The 22,460-nt window shown below is 50.2% G+C and carries 19 protein-coding genes; 6 read left to right on the top strand and 13 right to left on the bottom strand.

Going from position 1 to position 22,460, the window contains the following annotated elements; translation table 11 throughout:
• Positions 1-13 precede the first annotated feature (13 nt).
• Both BDT_RS06865 and BDT_RS06860 read right to left on the bottom strand, forming a co-directional pair.
• Positions 14-940: a PA2778 family cysteine peptidase gene (locus BDT_RS06865; protein ID WP_080602351.1), complete on the bottom strand. Its 927-nt coding sequence runs from the start codon at positions 938-940 to the stop codon at positions 14-16.
• Between the two features lies 1 nt (position 941).
• Entirely contained in the window at positions 942-1,304 is a 363-nt protein-coding gene (locus BDT_RS06860; RefSeq protein ID WP_015090519.1) for a PA2779 family protein, read from the bottom strand.
• Between the two features lie 173 nt (positions 1,305-1,477).
• Here BDT_RS06860 and BDT_RS06855 point away from each other — a divergent pair, with 173 nt between their 5' ends.
• Entirely contained in the window at positions 1,478-2,332 is an 855-nt protein-coding gene (locus tag BDT_RS06855; RefSeq protein ID WP_015090518.1) for a hypothetical protein, read from the top strand.
• Here BDT_RS06855 and BDT_RS06850 read toward each other — a convergent pair.
• The 3 genes from BDT_RS06850 to BDT_RS06840 form a co-directional block, all read right to left on the bottom strand.
• Positions 2,329-3,528 (bottom strand): DUF7453 family protein, encoded by a 1,200-nt coding sequence (locus tag BDT_RS06850; protein ID WP_148278747.1) that lies wholly within the window; start codon positions 3,526-3,528, stop codon positions 2,329-2,331. The two genes, BDT_RS06855 and BDT_RS06850, sit on opposite strands and share 4 nt — an antisense overlap.
• 41 nt (positions 3,529-3,569) lie before the next feature.
• Positions 3,570-5,315, bottom strand: coding sequence for a substrate-binding domain-containing protein (locus BDT_RS06845; protein ID WP_015090516.1), 1,746 nt, complete (start codon positions 5,313-5,315; stop codon positions 3,570-3,572).
• 126 nt (positions 5,316-5,441) lie between these two features.
• A complete protein-coding gene (locus BDT_RS06840; RefSeq protein ID WP_051026281.1) occupies positions 5,442-5,816 on the bottom strand; it encodes a nuclear transport factor 2 family protein in 375 nt (124 codons plus the stop codon).
• Positions 5,817-6,038: 222 nt separating this feature from the next.
• On the opposite strand from BDT_RS06840, the gene BDT_RS19455 reads away from it, so the two are divergent.
• The 3 genes from BDT_RS19455 (at position 6,039) to BDT_RS19450 (ending at position 10,836) form a co-directional block, all read left to right on the top strand.
• A complete protein-coding gene (locus BDT_RS19455; protein WP_015090514.1) occupies positions 6,039-6,161 on the top strand; it encodes a hypothetical protein in 123 nt (40 codons plus the stop codon).
• 171 nt (positions 6,162-6,332) lie between these two features.
• A complete protein-coding gene (locus BDT_RS06835) occupies positions 6,333-6,605 on the top strand; it encodes a hypothetical protein (RefSeq protein WP_015090513.1) in 273 nt (90 codons plus the stop codon).
• A 97-nt stretch (positions 6,606-6,702) separates the two neighbouring features.
• A complete protein-coding gene (locus BDT_RS19450; protein WP_080602350.1) occupies positions 6,703-10,836 on the top strand; it encodes a tail fiber domain-containing protein in 4,134 nt (1,377 codons plus the stop codon).
• A 2-nt stretch (positions 10,837-10,838) separates the two neighbouring features.
• Here BDT_RS19450 and BDT_RS06825 read toward each other — a convergent pair whose 3' ends face one another.
• From BDT_RS06825 to BDT_RS06815, 3 genes are all read right to left on the bottom strand, one after another.
• Positions 10,839-12,113 (bottom strand): aminopeptidase P family protein, encoded by a 1,275-nt coding sequence (locus BDT_RS06825; protein WP_015090511.1) that lies wholly within the window; start codon positions 12,111-12,113, stop codon positions 10,839-10,841.
• Positions 12,114-12,176: 63 nt separating this feature from the next.
• A complete protein-coding gene (locus tag BDT_RS06820; protein WP_015090510.1) occupies positions 12,177-13,856 on the bottom strand; it encodes a glutamine--tRNA ligase/YqeY domain fusion protein in 1,680 nt (559 codons plus the stop codon).
• A gap of 99 nt (positions 13,857-13,955) precedes the next feature.
• Positions 13,956-15,182 carry a DEAD/DEAH box helicase gene (locus tag BDT_RS06815; protein WP_015090509.1) on the bottom strand — a complete coding sequence of 409 codons (1,227 nt, stop codon included), beginning with the start codon at positions 15,180-15,182 and terminating at the stop codon, positions 13,956-13,958.
• A gap of 236 nt (positions 15,183-15,418) precedes the next feature.
• On the opposite strand from BDT_RS06815, the gene BDT_RS06810 reads away from it, so the two are divergent.
• A complete protein-coding gene (locus BDT_RS06810) occupies positions 15,419-16,447 on the top strand; it encodes a hypothetical protein (RefSeq protein ID WP_015090508.1) in 1,029 nt (342 codons plus the stop codon).
• 76 nt (positions 16,448-16,523) lie between these two features.
• Positions 16,524-17,576, top strand: coding sequence for a P1 family peptidase (locus BDT_RS06805; RefSeq protein WP_015090507.1), 1,053 nt, complete (start codon positions 16,524-16,526; stop codon positions 17,574-17,576).
• Positions 17,577-17,619: 43 nt separating this feature from the next.
• On the opposite strand, the gene BDT_RS06800 is transcribed toward BDT_RS06805, so the two are convergent.
• From BDT_RS06800 to msrB, 5 genes are all read right to left on the bottom strand, one after another.
• Entirely contained in the window at positions 17,620-18,906 is a 1,287-nt protein-coding gene (locus BDT_RS06800) for a beta-sandwich domain-containing protein (RefSeq protein WP_015090506.1), read from the bottom strand.
• A gap of 172 nt (positions 18,907-19,078) precedes the next feature.
• A complete protein-coding gene (locus tag BDT_RS06795; RefSeq protein ID WP_080602349.1) occupies positions 19,079-19,621 on the bottom strand; it encodes an SRPBCC family protein in 543 nt (180 codons plus the stop codon).
• Between the two features lie 124 nt (positions 19,622-19,745).
• Positions 19,746-21,449 carry a DEAD/DEAH box helicase gene (locus BDT_RS06790; protein ID WP_015090504.1) on the bottom strand — a complete coding sequence of 568 codons (1,704 nt, stop codon included), beginning with the start codon at positions 21,447-21,449 and terminating at the stop codon, positions 19,746-19,748.
• Between the two features lie 55 nt (positions 21,450-21,504).
• Positions 21,505-21,891 carry a nuclear transport factor 2 family protein gene (locus tag BDT_RS06785; RefSeq protein WP_015090503.1) on the bottom strand — a complete coding sequence of 129 codons (387 nt, stop codon included), beginning with the start codon at positions 21,889-21,891 and terminating at the stop codon, positions 21,505-21,507.
• Positions 21,888-22,415, bottom strand: coding sequence for a peptide-methionine (R)-S-oxide reductase MsrB (gene msrB / locus BDT_RS06780; RefSeq protein WP_015090502.1), 528 nt, complete (start codon positions 22,413-22,415; stop codon positions 21,888-21,890). Before msrB ends, BDT_RS06785 begins: the two co-directional genes overlap by 4 nt.
• Positions 22,416-22,460 lie beyond the last annotated feature (45 nt).

Below are 22,460 nucleotides of genomic sequence, written 5' to 3'. Positions count from 1 at the left end.
CTGTCAACAATCACTATTTATCCAAATAGGACCGCAAATTTTGAGAGTAAAGATTTTTTGATTCTGGCGCAGCAAAGCGCAAAGCCTGCTTGGCGCTCTTCCGCGCCTCTGAAATCTGCCCCAAAGCAGCTTGAGCCATCGTTAAGTTATACCAAACCACAGCCGACTCTGGCTGCAAAGAGGTGGCTTTCTGCAAGTTGCGGATCGCCTGCGAATATTGCTTTCGAGAAAAATGAATATTCCCCAGCCCCACATAGGCCGCCAGACTTTGCGGCCAGCGCGCAAGAATACTTTGATAGGCCTTTTCAGCTTCCAAGTTTTTTCCCAAAGACTCTAAGGCTGCGGCAGCCGTCACGTGCGCTCGCTCTGATGCTGTGACCGACAACTGCCCCGGAGGCAGCACCACCAGCCCCCAATAGTCCCCCAGCTTCCACGAGCGTTCAAACTTGCGGATATCCCAGCGCTTTCCAGATTCAGGACCTGAGTGCATAGTCACTTCTTCGCTGGCGGGATCAAACCCATAGACAATGGCATAATGCCACTGCGGAAGCCAGCTGAGCGCCAGGTTTTCAAAAACAATCACCGGGTGCCCGCCGCGCACTTCGCGCAACAGGTTCTGAACACCCGTGACCGGCACAGCCACCATCCCCTGGCGTCGAGCCGCACTGATCATGTCAGTTTGCAGACTGCCCTTCATGCCAGGAGTATAGACCTGCGAAGTCACTGTCGCCAGCGAGACGCTGTTACCCGCCCACTGCAAAGCCATCGTCAATGTGGCCGGACCACAGTGTCCTTCACTTTGTTCAATGAACGGCACGCCGGAAATTTCTGTTTTCTGCGGAATCACTGAAGACAGAGTCAACGAATCCACCTGCGGAGTTGTGCTGGCACACCCCGCAGTGATTAAAGCTATTCCAGTTACTTGCCAGATAAAATTCATCTTAGATTCGCTTAATCAGGAAGATGATCAGAACCACAATAAGAATGGTCACCAGAATGTCGCCCCCGGCTTTGGCTTCCTGGACCTGTTTTGACAGGTCATTCAGCTCGGCCACCGAAAGGCTGGCCAGTCGTTCAGAGGCTTCTGCCGGTGAAAGTCCACGCTGAATCAGGGCTGCCTGCACATCATCACGGCTTAAAAAATCCTGTACTTGGGCCGTGGCCTCTTCCCGATTCAGCTCTTCAATAAGCGTCGTGGTGGGAATCATGCGGTTGACTTCAGCAAAAGCCACTGCGGGTGCCTGAGAAATGAATGCCGCCATGGAAAGCGCACAAACTGATTTAAAAGGTTTAGAAAACAACATAGAGCAACCTCCTTGTTCAGTACTATTATACTAAATCCCCCATCAAAGAGCGGCAAAGATCCACGCAGTAATTTGTGAAGTGGCATTAAGTGCTTTTCAGAGGGGAATCGTCAAATATTTCGACAAAAAATGGAAATCAGTATCTCTGTCAGAGACGTGCTATTCTTTAGTCCATGATCAAGGAACTATGGCATTCATTCCCACGTTTACTGGAACAAAAAATCAATGCCCTTCTGGAAGAGGCCGAGCCAACTCCTGCCAAAGCCTTTCAACTTTATAAAACCTGTCAGAATGAAGGCCTGTGGAACGAGTCCTTTGAAAAGTTCTCGGACCATCTGGAAAGTTTCTTTGCGATGGCTCGCAGCGAACGCCGCAAATCTCACATGGATCAACTGCTGGATCGCCCCATGAGCATAGCCGTCTATGAGGGTTTTCATCTGAATTTCCGCAGTGGCCTGGTCAACAACCATTCGGTCACAAACATTGTAAGCTGGGCCCACAATCTGATGCGTTTGGGACATAAAACCGACAGCGCCGTGATTTCAATGGATGTCTTAAGCAAAACCATGCACTCCATCACTCACCCTTCTTATTTTGAAAAAGCCGAAAACATTGATTTTGAAGATTTCTGCGCGGCCTGGAAAAAAACCGTATTCGGCCTGTTTGGAAAAAAACATGATGCTGAATTCACTGCCATCATCAATGAACTGCGCTGGTTGAACACTCAGCTTAAAAACGAAGAACAGACGATCAAAAAAAACGGCTTTGTCCCGACCATCTATCTAACCCAGACCGAGATTGACTGGACGGAAGCCGTCGAAAAAGCCGTGACCCTGAACCGCGAGATCCCGAAGTATCCGCTGTCACGGGGGCCGGAAAAACAAAGGCTGATAGATCTTGTCAGAACTATCAGCCTTTATAAAATCGTGCAAACCAGCCAGCATCCCGAATTTTCAGAGCAGCGCGAAAAAATCCGCGCCACCATTCTGGATCGTTGTGCCCGCCTGTTGCAGGAATGTGCCCGTTAAAGACCCGCCGGGGAAATGCGGTAAACCGCATCCCCGGTGATCTGATTGTCGGTGGTCGCCACCACGCAGGCAAAGACCACTTCATTCTTTTCATTGATGTCGACATCACCGGCAAAGCCCGGGAAGTCTTTTCTTTGCAGAATCTGCCCCGGCCCCAGATCGGTCGGGATGCTGTCGCCTTCACCGATCAGGCGTTTGATGCCGTCCTTTGATACCACGTAAATTCCACGCAGGCCCTTTTCATTCTTTGCCCGGAACGCCACCACACCGTTGGAATTCACTTTCGGCGAAAACAGCTCAAGTTCAGAAATTCCGTTCTGTCCTTCACGGACCAGGGTTGTGAGATTGCCGTTTTCCCAAAGAATCAGCGACTTGATGTTGCTCTGGTCATGCCCCACGAAAGCCACCAGGCCGTTTTGTGCCATGGTCACTCCGTTGCCAAATCCGGTGAACGGAGAAGTCACATCACTTTTATTGTCCTGAGCCACGATGATCTTGTCATACCCTTGAGGTGTTGGCTTCACCAGCAGGATCTGATCAGATTGTTCATTGCCGATTTCACCGCGCTCACCCACACGAACTTTGAAGGCCCAGTGTTTTTGATCATTCACGGCTGGTTTGAACAAATACGCTGAAGGTGTGCCAAAGTTTTTCTGACCTTCCATTGCGATGGTTTTCAGGCCGCCGTTGACTTCATAGAAGCCACGGTCAAACTCCGTCCCCATCCCCCGGAACACCGAAGTTCCGTCATTCAAGGTCTGCACATAGGCCATGTAGACCATTTTATTGGCAGGACCAGAAAGTTTTTCGACAGTTGTTCCAGATTTTGTATCGAACACATACAATCCGTCACTCATCACTTCCGTGTAAGAGCTGTAAGTGATTTCGCCGCGATCATTCACGGTGGGATCTGAGACGTAACGATCTTCCGGCGCCACAAAAACGATCTGCCATTTGCTGTGATTCTTGGCTTTGAACCACACCGCCTGATTCGGGGTTCCGTCCACGGCCATCAGCTTTAAGGTCACATCACCGTGATTGTTGATGGAAGGCGACGTGTTGCTCAGGTAAGTCAAAGGCGGCAGATTGTAGGCATTGCGATAGTGCGCGCGCACCTGCATTTCCGGCGCTTGATAGGACGGCAAAGCCCAGGAAGAACTTGCCAGAAAGAACAAAGACAATCCCAGTGTTTTCATAGAAACTCCATTTTCCATGAAAATCATATGTCGAAAAACTGCTACAAAGCAAAGATGTTCCAGTCCTTCAGGTTGTATTTCTTAAGAATTTTTTCCAACTTTCCTGACGCGCGGTGAGTATCGAACCATTGATTCAGTATCAGCGGCAGCCCGCCGTACTCAGGATCTTTAGGATGCCCCACCAGAACAAGGGCATTATAACCAGCCAAAGACGTCGGTTGAATTTCAAAACTGAGCAGTTGGCGGCGCAACATATTGTAGCGAAGAACATTATAGTCCCCCAAAGCAAGATCCACGCGTCTTTCGGCGATCAATTTGGTCATGCGGTCGCCGATCTCGCCACCTGATATCTTTAGTGAACGGTTGAAATCAGATGGCGGCAGCTGCATGGGGTTTTCATGGGCCAGTTGAGCAAAGACGATGCGTTTGTCCGCTAAAGAATCAGAATCCACCAATTGCAGTTTTACTCCCGGAGTGAACAACGCCCCCGCAAGACTCATCCCCAGTTTGGGGCCCACGATACGCACATCCGGAGTATAACGAACCTTGGAAATAGGACTGATCACAAAGTGAACCTGCTGGTTCTGCAAAGCCGACAACAGTTTCTCACTGGGCAGCTTGACGATCTCGAATTTAAGATTGTTTGCTTTGGCGGCGCTTTCAAGAATGTCGTACAGATACCCCGACCACCCCGCGGGCCCCATTTCACATAAATAAGGACACGACGGTGTCAGCCCCACTTTGATAACGGCCCCGCGTTTGAGTTTGCCTGGCTTGGCCTCTTTGATATGAAGATCACGTAAGGACTGGAAGCGAACTTTTTCAGTCGGACGCCCCATCCAGCCCGGATAGTTTTTCAGGGTTTCCAAAGTGACCGGGAATGTGGGAATGAATTTCACCGGCTCAACTTTACCGTTTTGGAAAAATTGAATCATCGTGCGCGCAGTTTCGCGCCCCAGCTCTCCGCAGAACTGAGCTGAATCAATCACCGTCATTTTTTTGTTCTTGATGTTTTCAATAGAGGCAGGATCCCCGTCGACCGTGGCATGAATCAGTTTCTTGCGCCCGTCATCCCACAAAGTTTTGACGATGATCAATCCCCCACCGTCATTATTGGTGAAGATCACATCCACACTGCCCCGCTTGAATTTTTTCATGTATTCCTGAGCGGCCTTCAACCCGCCCACAGGCTCTACCGCTTCGAAGTGCCCCAGCACCGTGAACTTGCGGTCCCGACTGCGAAGAGCATCAAAGAAACCGTCCATGCGTTCTACGGTTGCAGACACCCGGAAGTATTCAAAGGGCACGATTCTTAAAACTTTATCCGGAGGAAACTGACTGTCGATATAAAGACCGTTGTCCCAGCCCGCCTGATAATTGTCGCTGCTGATGTACGATGTCATCTTCGCATTAATGATGTATTGGTCATAGACAAAGACCGGAATATTTTTACTGTTGGCATCCTGCACACCGCGGCTAAGGATGGTGATATCTGCGGGCTGAATGACGATAGCATCGGGAGCCGACTTCACCGCCAGATCCAGCTGTTCGATTTGCTTAAGCAGCCCCTCGCGACCTTCGCCGGCCACGTAGGGTGTCAATTTAATTTTGTTTTCTTCATTAGCCTTATTGTACGCAGTGACTTCTTCTTCAAATCCTTCGCGCATGGCCACTTGGCCCGGAATCTTCATGCTCCAATAGAGAACTGCCACGTTGTATGTGCGGGCCTGACTGACCCCGGCAGTCAGAATAAGAAATACGAAAAAGGAAAGAGCTAGTTTGTTCACAGATTGATTCTATAAATGCAGAATCAAATCCACCAGCTCTCACCTCTGGGACGTCTTGATGATTTCGCAAACTTAATCGGGAACACTGCTGATACTCAGTGTGTTTTCATCAAAACATGAATAAACTCACATCGTATAGAAGAACTCTTCTTTGATGATTTTGCCGTCCTTCACCGTGTACAGGGCGACTTCTTCCATTTGAATGCGCTTGTTGGACTTTTTTTCCGTGGCGTCCATTTTATAGTGAACGGCAAAACGATCTCCGAAGGGGAAAGGACCTTCCACTTCGATGCCATGCATTTCCATTTGTTCGTCAAAGTCCTTGTTCTTTCTGCGAATCGCCTCCAGGCCGCGCATTTTTGCAGGCATGCCTGGCATATCCATCGCCTCATGACTTTCAATATCGGGCGAATAGAGCTCATCGATGGCCTGCATGTTGTCGCCCTTCTTACAAAGCTCAACCAACTTCTTTCCAACATTCATTGTTGCGTTTGTTTCCATAGTTCCTCCTACGTAATAAGTGCGATATATGATCCTCCTGCTCCCAAACTAAACAAATATGTATCTAAACATCGTTCCTTTTTCCTAGCCCATGGAACATTTCACTTGCCAACTGTATCAGTCATCGACACTCTTTATGTCTAGCAACACTGATCGCCGCTATCGGCGCAGCTTTGATTGACCTGTTTTTTGAACGTTGACTTGTATAGGGTGAATTAAAGAATGAACACGAAGCCTAAAAAGAATCGATCCATCTGCAAAAAAGAAGGCGATGAAAAGACAAACGGGATGACTACATCCGTGACACCGGTACTGACTGGTTCCGTCGCGGCTGTGTTCAAATAGTGGTCAATCTGCTTTTCCATCATTGATGTTTCCAGCGTAGAATCAGGCAATTACCCACGTCTTGTCTAGGGACTGGGGACTGTCTAATTTATTGCTCCCGTAGTCCCGCTATATTCCCCGAAGCACTCGGCACACCCTTGCAATAGGACTTTCCTGGGGAGAGGGGGATGCATGCGTAAACGCTATATCGTGCTGATCGTCGCAGCTTTCATTGTGGCAATAATACTGACTCGTCCAAAATGGAATGTGGAATCTGACTTAAGAGGTTCTGCTTCAGGCAGCTCCCCTGCCATCGAACATGCGCCTTTGCGCGAGGGCGATGAAAAGGCCAACGGCTTTGACACTTCCATGGAGGCCCATGAAAGTGTCCCACATTTAGACGTGGAATATGACTCTAAAAAATGGTCTTCGTGGCTTAAAGCCTCCGAAGACTTCGAGTTATAATGGAGACTCGTCAGTAATTGCTCTTGTTTAAGTAATCACGAGCACTAATCGGCGTTCGCGAATCAAGAAAGCTTCATGTTAGCCCGATCTCATCAACATGAAGCCATCAACTATATGCCTATTGTTCGTTACTGTCTTCGCGGGCTCAAAGTCCTGGGGTGCTCCGGATTCTTTCACTTATCAGGGACGCATCCTGAAGGTGGATGGAACTGCTTTGGAATACAACAATGTCAGCTTTGCCTTTTCAATCACAAATCAGTCCGGCAACTGCACATTCTATCAGGAACAACGCAATGGCATTAACATGCAGGGCTCTGGCGGTGTCTTCGACGTGCCGATTGGAACAGGAACCCGCAGCTTCCCGACGGGGCCCACCGCAAGCATTCAGGATACTTTCAAAAACTCAGTGGCTCTACCCTGCTTGGCCGGGGGCACGTACACTCCAGCTGAAAATGAAACACGCATTTTAAAAGTCCAATTCCATGACGGGTCCGGTTGGAAAGCCATCACTCCACCTTCCGAAATCCGCTCTGTGCCTTTTGCTTCTTTTTCTTATTCATCAGCCCGCCTTGGCGACAGTCTGCCGACTGACTTTGTTTTAAAAGACAACCTGGCATCTTGCACCGTGGGGCAGTATTTGACTTACAATGGGACGAGCTTTGCGTGTCAAAATGATGCCGGCGGTGCTGGCACCATCATTGACATCAATGTGTCGGCTCCCCTAGTTAAGGGTGGCACGGCTTCCATCCCGGCCTTGAGCATCACGGTGGGCACCGGTGCTGGCAGTGTCGCTGCCGGAAATGATGCGCGCTTTGGCGATGCCACAAAAATCCAAAGCGTGGCGGTGGACGCGACAGCGCCAACAGCCAATCAAGTCCTTAAATACAATGGAACCAGTTCCTGGGTGCCAAGTTCATTGGCCATCACGGATGTTGCGGGCCTTTCAACCCAGCTCACAAACAAAGTCGATACAACCATGTTCCCGACCAGTTGTACCGCGGGGCAATCCCTGGTGTTCGTCACCCCGGCCAACAAGTTTGATTGCTATAATATCCAGATCACAGAAAGCCAGATCACCGGCACTATCGCAGGCGCCAAGATCGATGGCAACATCAGTGGAAGTGCGGCGGGCTTCACCGGCGCGCTGGTCGGTGATGTCAGCGGCACTCAAGGTGCCACCGTGGTTGATAAAATCAAAGGTGTTGAAGTCGATGCAATTGCTCCAACGGCGGGCGAGGTCCTGAAATTCGTTGGTGGCAAATGGACGCCTGCCGCAGACACCAGCAACTCTGGCACCATTACCAACGTCATTGCTGGCACCGGCCTGACCGGTGGTGGCACCTCGGGTGCTGTCATCCTGAATGTCGATGGATCTGCTGTGACCAATCTCAATCCTGCAAATCTTTCGGCTGCGGTTCCTGTCAACAAAGGTGGAACGGGCCAAACCACGGCAACCGCGGGATTCAACGCCTTAAGTCCTTTAACCACCAAGGGTGATATCATTGCCCGGGATGCCACAGGCTCCACCCGCTTGGGTGTCGGCAGCAATGGACAGATTCTGGCAGCAGACAACGCCGAAGCTACAGGATTAAAATGGATCACTCCCAATGCGGGCACGGTGACGACTGTTTCGGCTTCAGCCCCACTGGCTGTTGCAACTGCCTCTACAACTCCGGCGATTTCGATCACTAACGGAACTGTAAATGGTCAGACCTTGCGCTGGAATGCCGGGGCTTGGACCGCGAACAAACTTGTTTATACTGACTTACTGAATGTGAACTCGCTCAGCCCATGGCCTTCCAGCAGTTGTACGGCGGGCCAGGCGGTGGTGTGGATTTCCGGATCTGATTCGTTTGCTTGTTCCAGCATCACGATTTCGGGCAGCAACTTTGCCGCGCAGTCTGCCAATACTTTCCTGGCGGGCCCGACAACCGGCTCAGCAACTCCGACATTCAGAACGATCGCTTCTTCGGATCTTCCGATCACAGGTGCCACAGGTCTTTACTCCAATGGTGGCAACAATTTTGGTGTGGCCGCGTCCATCGGCACCAACGACAATCAAAGTCTGACATTAAAAGCCAACAACACAGCGGCAATGACCATCCTTCCCGGCGGGAACGTCGGTATCGGCGCAACAAATCCCGGGGTGAAACTTGAAGTGGCATCAACCAGCCCGACAGGCTTTGATGTCAGAACCACCGGCAGCACCAACAACTCGATTTCAACAGGTCCGATTCGTATTTTTGCCACCGCCAGTGGCGGCACTGCTGATACTGGGTTCGGAGCTGTTCAGCAGTTCCACTTAACCAACGATGCGGGAGTTTCAACATTAGCCGCTGATGCCGGCGCTGTCTGGAGTTCCGCGACCGCAGGTAACGAGCGCGGAGCTTATATCATTCGCACGGGAATTGGCGGCACACTTACCGAAAAAATGAGAATCGATTATAGCGGTGCGATCGGTATCGGGACCACAAATCCGAAAGCCACTATGGACATCAACGGCTCGATTCGTATCGCCGCAGGTTCCTGTGATGCCGCAAGTGCAGGTACAATCCAATATCACTCCGCCACAGGCAAGTTTCAGGTTTGCGTCGGAGGCAGTTGGGTTTCTGTGGGAAGCGGACTTCCGGTTCCGGCAAATTCACAAATGGTTTTCCAATCTTGCCCTACTGGTTGGACAGAGCAAATCGGAGCAGGCCCCACTGGTCCCACTATTCAGGCCCCCGCAGGCAGTGGCAGCGCAAAGCTTTGTCAAAGCCCGACGACACCGGCTTTGATTCCCGCCAATTCAATTATTCCAATGATGGCCTGCCCTGCTTCATGGACGAGTTTGGGGTTTGTTACAGGCGGAGGCATAGCGCTGGGCGGCCTGACCGTCACAATGGTCGCCTGCCAGGCACCAGCCTATGACGTGGGCTTCCCCGAAGGCGTGGCCTTTGTTTCAGGATCTGGCTCCTGCCCTGGAAACTGGAAACCGCTTGGAAATGTGTCACCAGGTTCGCAATGTAATGGCGCAACTTGCGTCGTATGCGAAAGCAGTAGTGACGCTCCGTCCATCCCACGCTTGGTTTATGGTGGATCCGCAGGGCCTACCGTGGGCGGGACCAATGTCTTTATCCGCGGAGGAACTGGCGGTAGCACCAGTGGAGCCGGCGGAAATATTCTGATGTACGGCGGAGTTCCTACAGACGGCAATGGCGGAACCATTTCAATTTCGGCCACCAATGGTGCCAGCACAGCAACAGCGAGAACTGGCGGTAACGTTACGGTTTCATCGGGATCGGGAGCGCAAGGTGGAAATGCGGGTTCAATCAGCATGACTGCGGGCAACGCCACAGGCGCAGGAGCAGCTGGTCCAATTCTGCTTCAAACTGGAAATAACGCCGGCACTTACGCCCACATCGGTATGCAGGCCGCCGGTGGTAGCGTCGGCATTGGAACCACCACTCCAGACAGCAAACTTGTCGTGGATTTGGGTAGCTCCCCTCGAGACGGAGAACACTCTGTACTTAAACTGAAAGTCGTCGGAGACTTCAGCGCCATCGGTGGTGGCAATGGATCATCCCAAGCACAGATCGGCTTTGTGGGGGCTGACGACATTGGGGGCCTCGGAACCGGGGCTGCGATGTACTTCAAACACTCAACTGTCGCAGATTTAAGCTCAATCGGCGCACCGTCAGGTGGACACTACATCTTCAAAGGAACAACATCGCCAAAAGATATTGTCTTAAGAGATGGAAATGTCGGCCTCGGGATCACGAATCCGGGATATACTCTGCACGTAGTTGGCACAGCAGGTCTATCCACGGGCACGGCATGGACGAATGCTTCAGATGTTCGTCTTAAAGACATTCATGGCGACTATGAATATGGCCTGAATGAAGTTCTAAAGCTGCACACGGTTCGTTACAGCTATAAAAAAGACAATCCACTGGGTCTGGGTTCTGACTTTGAAAAAACGGGCTTCATCGCCCAGGAAGTAAAAAAGGTCATTCCAGATGCCGTGAAACAGCGTAAAGACGGCTATCTTGAGCTGAACGTCGACCCGATTCATTGGGCGGTGGTGAATGCGATCAAGGATCTGTACCGTCTGTGGTTTGATGACACTCTAAAAACAAAGACCCTGCTGGAAAAACAGAGCCGAGAGCTGGCTTCGGTGAAAGCTGAAAATGCCGACTTAAAAAAACGTTTGGAACGTATTGAAAGCCGGCTTGAAAAACTGGGGCACTAGAACTATTTCGGCACGACATTGGTGAGGCTCTCGGCCTCACCTTGCGTGATCAGAATGTCATCTTCCAGACGAACCCCGCCAAAGGATTTCCACTTTTCGGCCTCGGACCACTGGATGTGGTCCTTGTATTTTTCGCGGATCTCTTTGTCTTCGATAAACGCGCGGGCGAAATAACAACCTGGTTCCACGGTGATCAAGTAGTTTTCCTTCAATTCCAAATCCACACGCAGACGAGCGCCATAATAGCGTTGTGGATTTACGTTTTCCGGATTGCCAGTGTCACGCACTTTCAAACCCACCAAGTGCCCCACGCCGTGCGGATAAAAAACGGAAATCGCGCCCGATTCCAAAGCGGCATCCACGGAGCTTTTCCAGATCCCCCACTGCTGCAAACCTTCGGCGATCACACGGGCGGATTTCATATGCACATCACGCCACTGGGTGCCCGTACGGCACATCGCCACCGAAGCCTTGTAAGCTTCGTGAACCAGATCATAGACGTCTTTTTGCTGCTGTGTGAATTTGCCATCCACCGCGTACACGCGGGTGATATCAACACAATAATCTTCAACGTCAGCGCCCGCATCGACCAGAACCAATTCGCCTGACTCGACTTTCTTTTTGCTGGGAACTGCATGCAGGATCGCCGCATTTTCACCACTGCCCACGATCGACCCATAAGGCATCTTGTCAGCACCTGCCATCAATACGGCGTTTTCATAATGCAGCTGCAGCTCGCGTTCGGTGATTCCCGGTCGCAAAGCATTTTGCAAAGCCTGATAGCCTTTATTGGCCATCCCAGCAATCTGGCGAATCAGCTGAACTTCCTGAGCATCCTTGCAGCGGCGAACCTGATCCAGTTTGATGGAAAGTTCAAAGGTCTCAGCTGTAAAAGTTTTTTCAGAAGTTTGGCCCAAATGGAACACGCGCTTATAAGCCCCGCCCTGCAGTTTCTTTTGCAGATCCACCAGGGTGTGTTCGCATTCAAAGTTTCCTTCCGCACCCTCCCAGACGATGTCCACGGGGCTGAGCGGACGTTGATGCTCAATCCAACCCTCTGAAACGGAATAAGCCATGACACCTTCGTCACGACGATGTCCGGTCAGCCAGAAATAGGAAGGATGAGGCAGGAAATCATAAGTCTGATCCAAACCGCCTGGCTTCTGTACCGCTTCACCACTGTGAACCAGAACCAGATCCTGCGGGCCCAGCAGGCTTTTCCACGCTTCAGCCACTTTACCCTGACGGGTTTTATATACATTTTCAGCAAACAACATAGCGACCACCTATAAAACAAAGGCAGCCCGGGGGCTGCCTTCATCGTTTGAATTTTCAATTTCTTAGTGACTGGATGCCAGCTCAACAACCCGGTTGAACACCAGCGCCCCTGGCTTGGAATCCTTGCTATCCAGACAGAAGTAACCCACACGTTCAAACTGGTAGCGGTTTTCAAGTTTTGCATCCTGCAAACCTTTTTCCAGCTTCGCGTTCTTGATCACTTTCAAAGAGTTCGCATTCAGGTTCACTTTAAAGTCCTGACCATCTGGCACATTTTCCGGATCTGCCACTTTGAACAGACGCTCGTACACACGCACTTCCGCATCCACACAATCCGTTGCAGAAACCCAGTGAACGATACCTTTCACTTTGCGACCATCCGCTGTCGGCTTGCCACCCAAAGTTACTGGATCGTACTCACAACGCAGTTCAACCACTTTGCCGGAGTTATCTTTGATGACTTCCTTGCATTTGATCACATAAGCATTACGCAGACGAACTTCCTTGCCCGGAGACAAACGGAAGTAATCATCCGGCGGATTTTCCATGAAGTCTGCCGCGTCGATGTACACTTCTTTGGTGAACGGCAAAGAACGGTTCCCCAATTCAGTGTTCTTCGGATGCACAGAAGTTTCAATCAGCTCTTTGTGACCCTCCGGCAGATTTTCGATCACAACTTTGATCGGATCCAAAACCGCCATCGCACGATGAGCCGTTTCATCCAGGTGTTCACGCACACAGCTTTCCAGAATATCGTATTCGATGATGCTTTCAGATTTCGCCACACCGATGCGTTTTGCAAAACGACGGATGGATTCCGGAGTGTAACCACGACGGCGAACACCGGAAATAGTCGGCATGCGCGGATCATCCCAGCCAGAAACCAGTTTTTCTCTGACCAATTGCAAAAGTTTGCGCTTGCTCATCACCAGATAGGTCATGTTCATGCGCGCGAACTCATACTGATGAGGCTCTGCAGGAACCGGCACGTTCTGAACGCACCAGTCATAGAACGGACGGTGATCCTGGAATTCCAAAGTACAGATAGAATGCGTGATGTGCTCCATCGCATCAGACAATGGATGAGCATAGTCGTACATCGGATAGATGCACCACTTGTCACCCGTGCGGTGGTGATGCGCCTTACGGATACGGTACAACAACGGGTCACGCATGTTCATATTCGGAGACTGCATGTCGATTTTCGCACGCAGAATGTGCTGACCTTCCTCGAATTCACCGGCACGCATGCGACGGAACAAGTCCAGGTTTTCTTCGACAGAACGACTGCGATGAGGAGAATCCTTGCCCGGAGTTGTGAAATCGCCACGGTTCTTGCGCACTTCTTCTTCACTCTGGGAATCAACATACGCCTTACCGTCTTTGATCAGCTGCTCAGCCCACTGATAAATCTGTTCAAAGTAATCAGACGCGTAATAAAGATGAACACCCCAGTCAAAGCCCAGCCACTTGACGTCTTCCTGGATGGATTCAACGTATTCGGTTTCTTCAGTTTCTGGATTGGTGTCATCAAAACGCAGATGGCAGCGACCCTGATATTCCTGAGCCAGACCGAAATTCAAACAGATCGACTTGGCGTGACCCAAGTGCAGGTATCCGTTCGGTTCTGGCGGGAAGCGTGTAACCACTTCGCCTTTGACTTTGCCAGTCTCAAGGTCTTTTTCGATGATTTGCTTCAGGAAATTGGGTGCGTCTACAGGTGTTTTATTGGGCTTGCTCATAGTGTACCAGTACACTCCTCGCCCTGATTTCTGTCAAGTCTGGGAGGGTCTTAACTGGCTCTGAAAAAGCCCGAAAGACCCCCTGCTGCTATGCGCAAGTTAGCGCTTCTTTTGTCCCATGGATTTCGCGTATCCGGACTTACCTTTGGCATCTTTAAAACGAGTTGTGGAACCAACCCGCGGTTTGCCCAAATGATCGGTCTTTTTCTCTAATGACGGAGGCTTATTGCCTTCCAAAGCCGCAATCAGACGACCATCACGTTCCGTGACCAGATTCACCACCAACCCCGGACGACCAGCCCGTGCAGTACGACCAGCCCGGTGCAGATAGTTTTCCATCTCTTTCGGCAGATGATAGTTGATCACACGGGCGACATTGGACACATCCAAACCCCGCCCCGCCAGATCGGTGGCCACAAGCAGACTGACCTGACCGTCACGGAACTTCTTCAGATTTGTGCGACGCTCATTTTTGTCCATTTCCCCGCGATAGACCACGCAAGCATGCCCCTTGTCCGTCAATTCCTTGGCGATCTTGTCACATTGTTCTCGGGTGTTGGCAAAAACGATGGTGCCCCCGTCCACTTTCTGCGCCAGAACTTTTTCAAACAACGGCCAGCGTTTGCCGTCTTCCACTGTCAGATTTTTGGTTTTCAAAGTGGACACCACTTTACCGCTGTTCTTGCTGCGAATGACTTCGGCTTTCGCGAACAAATCATTCATCAGCTTTTCCACAGTTTTTGAAACTGTCGCGGAAAACAGCGCCAGATTCACGTCCTCGGGGCAGCAGTCCACAATACGATTGGTGTCAGGCAGGAACCCCTGATCCAGCATTTGATCGGCTTCATCAAAAACCAGGAAACGCACATCCCGCAAACTGATCAGATCCTTGTTCAGCATCTGCACCAAACGACCCGGCGTTGCCAGCAGAACTTCAAAAGCCCCCGAAGTGTTGCGACGGGCCTGTTCCAGACTCATACCACCCAAGGCCGGACGAACACGCAGTCGTGTATCATGGGTCATGGATTTAAACACTTTTGCCACCTGCTCGCCCAATTCGCGGGAAGGCACCATGACCACCGCACGAGGTGCATTTTCCTCTTTCACCGGGTCGCCGGCGTCTTCCAAAGATTTTAGATAATTCAAAATCGGCAACACGTACGCCAAAGTTTTACCACTGCCCGTTTCAGAAACTCCGACCACCGCCTGATGACTCATGATCAGCGGAATGGCCTGCTTTTGAATGTCCGTGGGTTTGGAAATTTTCAGGGTCTTTAGGGTTTTCAAAAGAGAAGGCAGCAGCTCAAAATCAGCAAAGGTATTCATGGGGACTCCGGGATAAATCGATGGCCCAATATAGCTTAATTCCCCCGAAAAGGACACCAGAATGGCGGAACTCACCCTGCCGGGCCGTCGGCAGCCACCGACTCTCCGGCAAGCGGGCCTGCCGAAATCCCGGCAAAGACCGGCTCAGCTCGAAATAAATGCCCCTAGGACTCCGCTTTCCCTCGGCACGGCTGATGCTTTTACATTCAGGCATAACAATCAAACTGGAGTGAACAATGAAAAAATCCACCCTTCTGACCCTGATGATCCTGATGTCCAACACCGCGGCAATGGCGAATGTTCTTCACGTCACCACCGGCAAGGACTCGGTCCCGGGATCTTTGCGATCCGTGATTTCTGAAGCCCAATCCGGCGACACCATCGAAATCGATGAAAATGTGACGCTGCTGACTTTGGATGACGACGAAATCGTTATTCATAAAAGTCTGAGCCTGCAAGGGACGAACAAAGTGTCCCGCCCCGTTGTGGATGCTCAAAACAAAAGCCGCATCTTCATGATCCACGGATCCAACTTGAACGTGAATATTTCAAATATCAACTTCACTCACGGTTTTTCCACCAAAGCCACCCTGACAGACTACCCTGCTGGCGGAGCCATCAATATCCTAAGTGAGGGTTCCAGAATCGGCATCACCAATGCAGACTTCTATGAAAATAAATCCTCGACTCACGGTGGAGCTATTGAAGCCACAGGACCTGCAGCTCCTCGCTATAGCGTGCTGACTCTGAATCATGTCACCTTCCACAACAACACTGCCGCTGGTTCTGGCACGGCCCTATTCCAGTGGGGCACCTCTGTAAAAGCCACTGATACCGTATTCGAACACAATAGCGGTGACGGCGCTGCTATTTGGAGCGCCACTGGATGCCTGGATCTGAATCGTGTTTCAGTCAATGACAACGAGGGTGTACTTCAGGGAAGTATTCACTCTTCATCATTCATGAAACTGGTCGACGTGCAGGTGGACCGCAATCGTTCTGATGAAAATCACGGCGCTGTCGTGGGTGGATTCATCCTGAAACTGCAGAACAGCCAGCTTCAAGGCCTAACATCACCTTTTTCATTGACCAGCAACGGAAACAACCTCATCGGCGAATTCACACCCAGCCAGAACCGCCCCCTGTCTTCTGTGGTTTTTCACACTACTGACAAAGTGGGGAACACTGAAGACACTTCCAGCCTTAATATCAACGTGCCTCGCCTGCCCACCTACGGTCCATGTGTATGGGAGATGATGAAATAAACGCACTGCTGCCGGACTTCACAGCTAACAAATTGTTATTTACCCTAGGATTTTAGTTTCAACCAAGGAGCACTCTATGAAATTCAATTTTAAACCGGGTCCGCGCAACAGTATCACGGACATTGACTCGATCCGTGTCGGTCAGGCCGAAGATTCCAAAGTCTGGACCGGGGTCTCTGTGATGCTGCTGGACAATGGCGCCGTCGCCGGAGTGGATGTTCGCGGGGGTGCTCCTGGCACTCGCGACACCGATGCTTTGAATCCCAGCTGCCTGGTCGACCGCATCGATGCGATCGTCTTAAGTGGTGGCTCGGTGTTTGGACTGGGGGCCTCGTCCGCGGTGACGGACATTCTGGCTTCCCGTGGAATTGGTTTTCCGATTGGTCCTGCGCGCGCACCGATTGTTCCCAGTGCCGTTTTGTTTGACCTTCTGAATGGTGGCGATAAAAACTGGGGTGACAAATCCCCTTACTGGGAACTGGGGCGCACGGCCTTGAACAATGCCTCTTTGGATTTCAAACTGGGAAATGCCGGAGCCGGTTTTGGCGCCAAGGCAGGCCCCTTGAAAGGCGGACTGGGCACGGCGTCCTCAATTTCTGGAGACGGCTTGCAGATCGGCGCTTTAGTTGCGGTCAACTGCGTGGGCAGTCCGATCATGCCCGGGCAATCCGCTTTCTGGGCATGGCCATTTGAACAAAACAATGAAATGGGTGGACAACCGATCCCGACTTCCGCGATTGATTTCAATTCTGCCCAGGAAGCCTGGACAGGATCACCTCTGGACAGCTTGATCCCTAGAGCCGGAGAAAACACCACCATCGGCGTTGTTGCGACGAACGCCCGCCTGACAAAAGCCGAAGCTCAGCGCATTGCGATCATGGCCCAGGATGGCTATGCAAGATCCATTCGCCCGGTGCACACGCCGTTTGATGGCGACACGGTGTTTGCCGTGGCTACAGGAGCCTGGGGGCAGGATATCGAAAACCGTGCAGATCTCGTGAATCGTATTGGTTTAGTCGCAGCCGACGTTCTGGCTCGCGCGGTGGCACGCGGGGTCTATGAGGCCTCGGCCCTGGGCGCCCTGCCCGCCTATAAGGAAGTTCACGGAAAATATTTGAAGAAGAAATAAAAAAAAGGCCCGTCACGACGACGGGCCTTTTTCATTCTGCAATCTAGCGATAGATACGGAACAAAGTACCGCTTTCAGAAAGAATGACGAGATATTTCATCATGATCTCTGAAGGATAGTTGGCAGCATCGTTGTATTTTGCCTGATACTCTACGATCAGCTCATAACGCTGATCGCTGGTCATGGTTTTCACCTCACGCACCAGCGCCTGCTCTGCCACGGCATAAGCCGAAGCGCTCATGTCCTGATGAGTTCCTTTCAGGAAATTATCCGGCTTGCTGGTTGTAACCAGTTTATAGTACTTGTGGCCTTCGGCATCCGCGTTACGGAAGCTCAGGCTTTTTGCCGCCAGCTCTTTGCGGTACTGAGTTGGAATCAGCTTGCCGACACCAAGAACAAACACCTCATACAGTCTTCTTGCGCGGCTGTCAGGTTTGTTGCCTTCCAGACGCTTCTGGAAGTCCGTTGCAATTCGGATCAGGCCGTCACTGCCAATGTTGTAGCAGGACTGATCGCTTTGCAAAGCCAGCAGGAATGAATTGAATGTTTCCATCGCCATGTTCTTGTAAGCCACATCAGCAGGACTTTCTGCACGGGCTGTATTGTGGCGTTCCGCGAAGAAGTTCAGCAGTGTCACGGTGTACTCAGTGGAAGCAAACGCTGTTTTGTCCGCTTTCAGAACCGAGATGAATTCGCTCACATAACGGTTGAACTCTTTCGTGGCGTATTTTTCCTGGATGGAGCCTGGCGCACTGACTTCCGCACGACCGGCCCAGACCTGCACCACTTCCAGATGCTCTTTCAAAGTCGCATCAATGTTCTTTTTGCAGGCCACTTCGTCAACACGCAGATTCAATTTTGGAATCTCGCTGTTGGAAACAGCATTGATATCCAGACCCGCTTTGCCGCCCATGGCTTCGGCCTGCACCTCGATCACAGAGATCGGAGCCGGATTGTTCAAAAGCTCTGATGCCAGCGGCTGATCCGTGCTGGCAATAATAACATTGTTATACGCCTTCACCGGGATGCGATCCCCTTTGTCGGTTACCAAAGTCACCGCCAGGATTTTTACTTTTCCGGCGCTTGGCTTCGCCTTCAAACTTGTCAGCGGCAGAGCTTTTACCAGATCAAGTCTGTATAAACTGCCACCCGTCTGACGGGTTACATCCCCAATGCGGCCTATGCCTTCAAACGGAGGTTTGTTCTGAGTTTCATTAAACAGATCCGCACCGCTGGTGTATGCCGGGAACTGGACTTCCGCATGCGCAACGGCCGCAAACTGCAGCGCCAGAACCGAAGCAACTATTCGTTGTGACCAATAACGTTCCATTGAGATTCCTTTCTCTCGTGGTTTTGAATTATGACTTTAGCCCGAATTGAGATTCTGAATCGAGGAACGCGAAATCACGACTAATAAAAAAGACAGCTGCTTAAATGCATGTGACGCAAACACACTTCACGGCGAGTGACAGTGTGTTGCGAGTTGGAAATTAAAAGACACATTAATGCTTGGCGGATCCGCCTTCGAGATACTTCTGAAGCTTGTCAAAAGATTGGGACCAGCCCTGAATGCAGTCGACCTGCAGCTCGTTGGGGACACCTTCCTGAGAAAGTTTAAATCCGCTGCGTTCATCACCCTCGGAATAAAATTCGAAAGTAATATAACCTTTCTCAGGCCACTGTCCGGGCATGTTGGCTTCTTTGGCGGAAATCGGCTGACCTTTTTCATTGGCAAATTGATCAGTCATGACGATGCGTTCGTTTTTTACGACCTCTTCAATCTGCCCGGCCATTCCGCTGCCGCCCTGTTCGTACCCTTTCATGTTGATAAAGTATTTTCCCCCATTGCGGAATTCCCAATCAACATGATCCGTGTAAATACCATCCGGCCACCACCATTCTTTCAACGCCTGGGGGCTGCTAAACGCAGCAAACAGTTTTTCCAGGGACACATTATATTGGCGATCAATCACCAGCAGTTTCGAGTGCGCGGTTGAACCTTTGTGTTTGGCAGACTCCCGTCTGCTAATTTTGGTTGGCTCCATATAAAACTCCTTTTTAGTGTTGGCTCAACCAAGAGTCTATAGAACCAAATTCTGTATTTAAGATTAATGGGTATTCTATGTTAAAAATGCAGACAACTGTCTTTCAAAAAACATCGTGACAAACCTATGCTGCCTTTTTTATTGGAGTACGGCCATTTTTGACCCAGTTCAAAAACTCATTTAAGTCAGCTGACTTTCTCGAACTAATTTTTTCATATAAAGCTTTATTAAAAAGACAGTAAAATCTGGATTTAGCTCGGGTCACGGATACGTTTAGCCGTCTAGCATCCGCCAAAAAATTCAAATCTCCAGAAGAGCTTGCAGATGTTCCAAACGATAAGAATATCGCTTCTCGTTCCTGACCTTGAAATCGTTCAACAGTATCTACAAGAACTTTCGCGGCTTCACCAACTCCCAATTTATTCTGGAGAGCAGCATTTACTTTCCCCGCTTGTGCCCTATAGGGGCATATGACTCCAACCGTTCTAATATCCTCTTTGTTCTTCACCATCCTAGCAACCTTGTCTGCAATGAAATTAGCTTCATCCAGCGAGACCTTGCCGTGTGATTCAGCTTCAAATTGTTTAGAAACCACAGTGCTATCAGTAATAAATGTCGGGCTGCAAGAGAAGTAGTCCCGATTCGCTACCGAAACATGAGGGCGCAGCTTTCCTCGATAAAACTTTTCGGATGACCACCCCTGAATTTCTCGTCTCATTCGATATTGAGTTTCGAGCATTGGTGTGTCCTTACTAACAAATAGAGAAAATAGGTTATCGAAAGGTAAGTCCGTATGCTCCGCGACCAAAACCGGAGGCAACTGAAATTGATCGCCTACTAAAACCAGTCTTTTTGTAATTCGTTGAATTAATGGCCAGAAGTAAACCGGCACTTGTCCGGCCTCATCAACGACCAACAAGTCAAACATCTGTGAAGAACCATTGAAAGCAAGCTTATGAAGAGTTGCTCCTATTAACTTAGCTTCGCTTACATCGCCAAACGTGGGCGCTCTAAAGCCGCCAAACTCCACATCGCTGCGATAAAACTCCGTCCGGACCCTTTCAGAATTACCTACTCTAACCCACTTATAAGGAAACTCTTCGCCAACGATTTTACCAAGTAAATTGTCAACTGCCGCATGGGTAAAAGAAGTCACACAAACCCGCATGTTTGACTTCAATGCCAAAGCAACTACAGCCCGCAGTAAATGTGTCTTTCCGGTGCCGGGAGGTCCCTGAATCGCCCCACTGAGATTATTGCCAACCAACTCATGCAGGGCGCTCTTCTGAGTGTCATTAAGTTGATCGTAATGTACTTTGAATTCCGGCTCATCCACTGACAAATCAAACTTGTCAGTGCCTAAAATTAATGACTCAAAACTTGTCGGCATTCTTCGTATCTGTGAAATCAGAAGATTACTAAATCCTTCCGTAGAACTCTTAAAAAGAAAAACCTCGATAGCCCGGTCCTCATCAAGCGGTTTACTGCCAAAAATGACAACTTCAATTTTTCCTGGGAACGGATATCGAACTGACTCCACTAGCCAGCCGTCACAGAGACTTTCCGATAAGTCTGATCCGCTTTTTTGAACTCTTATCTCAACCCTTTCACCTGGTCTAAATCGAGAAAAAAAGACACTGCCGGTTAACTTCCAGCGCGTAAATCCAAGCTTTTCACTCAGAACCAAAGGACCAAGAGCATCACCGCTATCACAGATTTGACTTAGCGAAGACTCGATCTCGGACAAATATTTGTGGTATTGTGCTCGCCTCTCAGACTGTATCATTTTGATAAGAGAGGCGCGTTCAATTTTAGTATTAGGTTTCATCCGATAAACATTTCGGAGTTTTTACAAAAACCTTAATACCAAAGGCGAGTTCCGATTAAATTTCAGCCCACTCCAAAGCTTTCCGGCTGTCCGTGAAGGTGCGCATAAAAATAATTTTACCGTTACGGACAATAAAGCCGTCAACGACGTTACCTTCGATCCAATCGGTGCGGTCTTTCAAGCGTACGTGGACCTTTACATAGACCACAAATTTTTCTCCTGCGATCTGGATCTTTTCAGGCTGGCACGTCCCTTCTGCCCAGGTGTTACGGGCTTCGGTGAAGTGCTTCATCATGGCGTCAATGCCGCTATAGGTTCCAGACATGGGAAAACCCTCGGGTTCAATTCGCTGAACCTCGGAATCAAAGTAAGGACGAAGTGCGGGGATATCGTCGCGATTAAGTGCCGCATAGACTTCACGGACAATTTCTTCATTCGTCATTTTTTCTTTTCCTTCTTATTTTTAGGGAAAAGCGACAGGTATTTGCCGTAACCCTTGGCTTGCATCTCTTCCAGGGGAATAAACTTTAAAGCAGCAGAATTGATGCAATAGCGTTTGCCGCCTTTGTCTTTGGGGCCGTCGTCAAACAGATGCCCCAGGTGCGAATCGGCTTTCTTGGAACGCAGCTCGGTGCGCTCCACTGACATTTCATAATCGGGCTTGGTCACCAGCGAACTGTCATCGATAGGTTTGGTGAAGCTGGGCCAGCCAGTGCCGGAATCGTATTTGTCGGTTGAACTGAACAGGGGCTCGCCGCTGACGATATCGACATAGATACCTTCTCTTTTGTTGTTCCAATAGGCATTGTCAAAAGGCTTTTCGGTGGCGGACTGCTGTGTGCATTGGTACTGCATCGGTGTCAGGGATTTCTTAAGTTCGGCATCGGAAGGTTTGGTGTATTCCTTGTCCATGGCAAAGGACACGCTGACCAGAAGAAGCATCAAAACCGACATCAAATATTTCATACGGAACCTCCCCGAACCCTAACTGAAAACATAATGATCCCGCCA

It is taken from the genome of Bdellovibrio bacteriovorus str. Tiberius (genome assembly GCF_000317895.1).
GTDB lineage: Bacteria > Bdellovibrionota > Bdellovibrionia > Bdellovibrionales > Bdellovibrionaceae > Bdellovibrio > Bdellovibrio bacteriovorus_F.
Note: the sequence above shows the minus strand (reverse complement) of the source record. Positions and strands in the feature narration are given on the sequence as shown.

What these genes read in the sequence shown, in the direction of transcription:
- BDT_RS06865 (WP_080602351.1), bottom strand. Translation starts at nt 940, where the DNA reads ATGAATTTTATCTGGCAAGTAACTGGAATAGCTTTAATCACTGCGGGG.
- BDT_RS06860 (WP_015090519.1), bottom strand. Translation starts at nt 1,304, where the DNA reads ATGTTGTTTTCTAAACCTTTTAAATCAGTTTGTGCGCTTTCCATGGCG.
- BDT_RS06855 (WP_015090518.1), top strand. Translation starts at nt 1,478, where the DNA reads ATGATCAAGGAACTATGGCATTCATTCCCACGTTTACTGGAACAAAAA.
- BDT_RS06850 (WP_148278747.1), bottom strand. Translation starts at nt 3,528, where the DNA reads ATGAAAACACTGGGATTGTCTTTGTTCTTTCTGGCAAGTTCTTCCTGG.
- BDT_RS06840 (WP_051026281.1), bottom strand. Translation starts at nt 5,816, where the DNA reads ATGGAAACAAACGCAACAATGAATGTTGGAAAGAAGTTGGTTGAGCTT.
- BDT_RS19455 (WP_015090514.1), top strand. Translation starts at nt 6,039, where the DNA reads ATGAACACGAAGCCTAAAAAGAATCGATCCATCTGCAAAAAAGAAGGC.
- BDT_RS06835 (WP_015090513.1), top strand. Translation starts at nt 6,333, where the DNA reads ATGCGTAAACGCTATATCGTGCTGATCGTCGCAGCTTTCATTGTGGCA.
- BDT_RS19450 (WP_080602350.1), top strand. Translation starts at nt 6,703, where the DNA reads ATGAAGCCATCAACTATATGCCTATTGTTCGTTACTGTCTTCGCGGGC.
- BDT_RS06825 (WP_015090511.1), bottom strand. Translation starts at nt 12,113, where the DNA reads ATGTTGTTTGCTGAAAATGTATATAAAACCCGTCAGGGTAAAGTGGCT.
- BDT_RS06820 (WP_015090510.1), bottom strand. Translation starts at nt 13,856, where the DNA reads ATGAGCAAGCCCAATAAAACACCTGTAGACGCACCCAATTTCCTGAAG.
- BDT_RS06815 (WP_015090509.1), bottom strand. Translation starts at nt 15,182, where the DNA reads ATGAATACCTTTGCTGATTTTGAGCTGCTGCCTTCTCTTTTGAAAACC.
- BDT_RS06810 (WP_015090508.1), top strand. Translation starts at nt 15,419, where the DNA reads ATGAAAAAATCCACCCTTCTGACCCTGATGATCCTGATGTCCAACACC.
- BDT_RS06805 (WP_015090507.1), top strand. Translation starts at nt 16,524, where the DNA reads ATGAAATTCAATTTTAAACCGGGTCCGCGCAACAGTATCACGGACATT.
- BDT_RS06800 (WP_015090506.1), bottom strand. Translation starts at nt 18,906, where the DNA reads ATGGAACGTTATTGGTCACAACGAATAGTTGCTTCGGTTCTGGCGCTG.
- BDT_RS06795 (WP_080602349.1), bottom strand. Translation starts at nt 19,621, where the DNA reads ATGGAGCCAACCAAAATTAGCAGACGGGAGTCTGCCAAACACAAAGGT.
- BDT_RS06790 (WP_015090504.1), bottom strand. Translation starts at nt 21,449, where the DNA reads ATGAAACCTAATACTAAAATTGAACGCGCCTCTCTTATCAAAATGATA.
- BDT_RS06785 (WP_015090503.1), bottom strand. Translation starts at nt 21,891, where the DNA reads ATGACGAATGAAGAAATTGTCCGTGAAGTCTATGCGGCACTTAATCGC.
- msrB (WP_015090502.1), bottom strand. Translation starts at nt 22,415, where the DNA reads ATGAAATATTTGATGTCGGTTTTGATGCTTCTTCTGGTCAGCGTGTCC.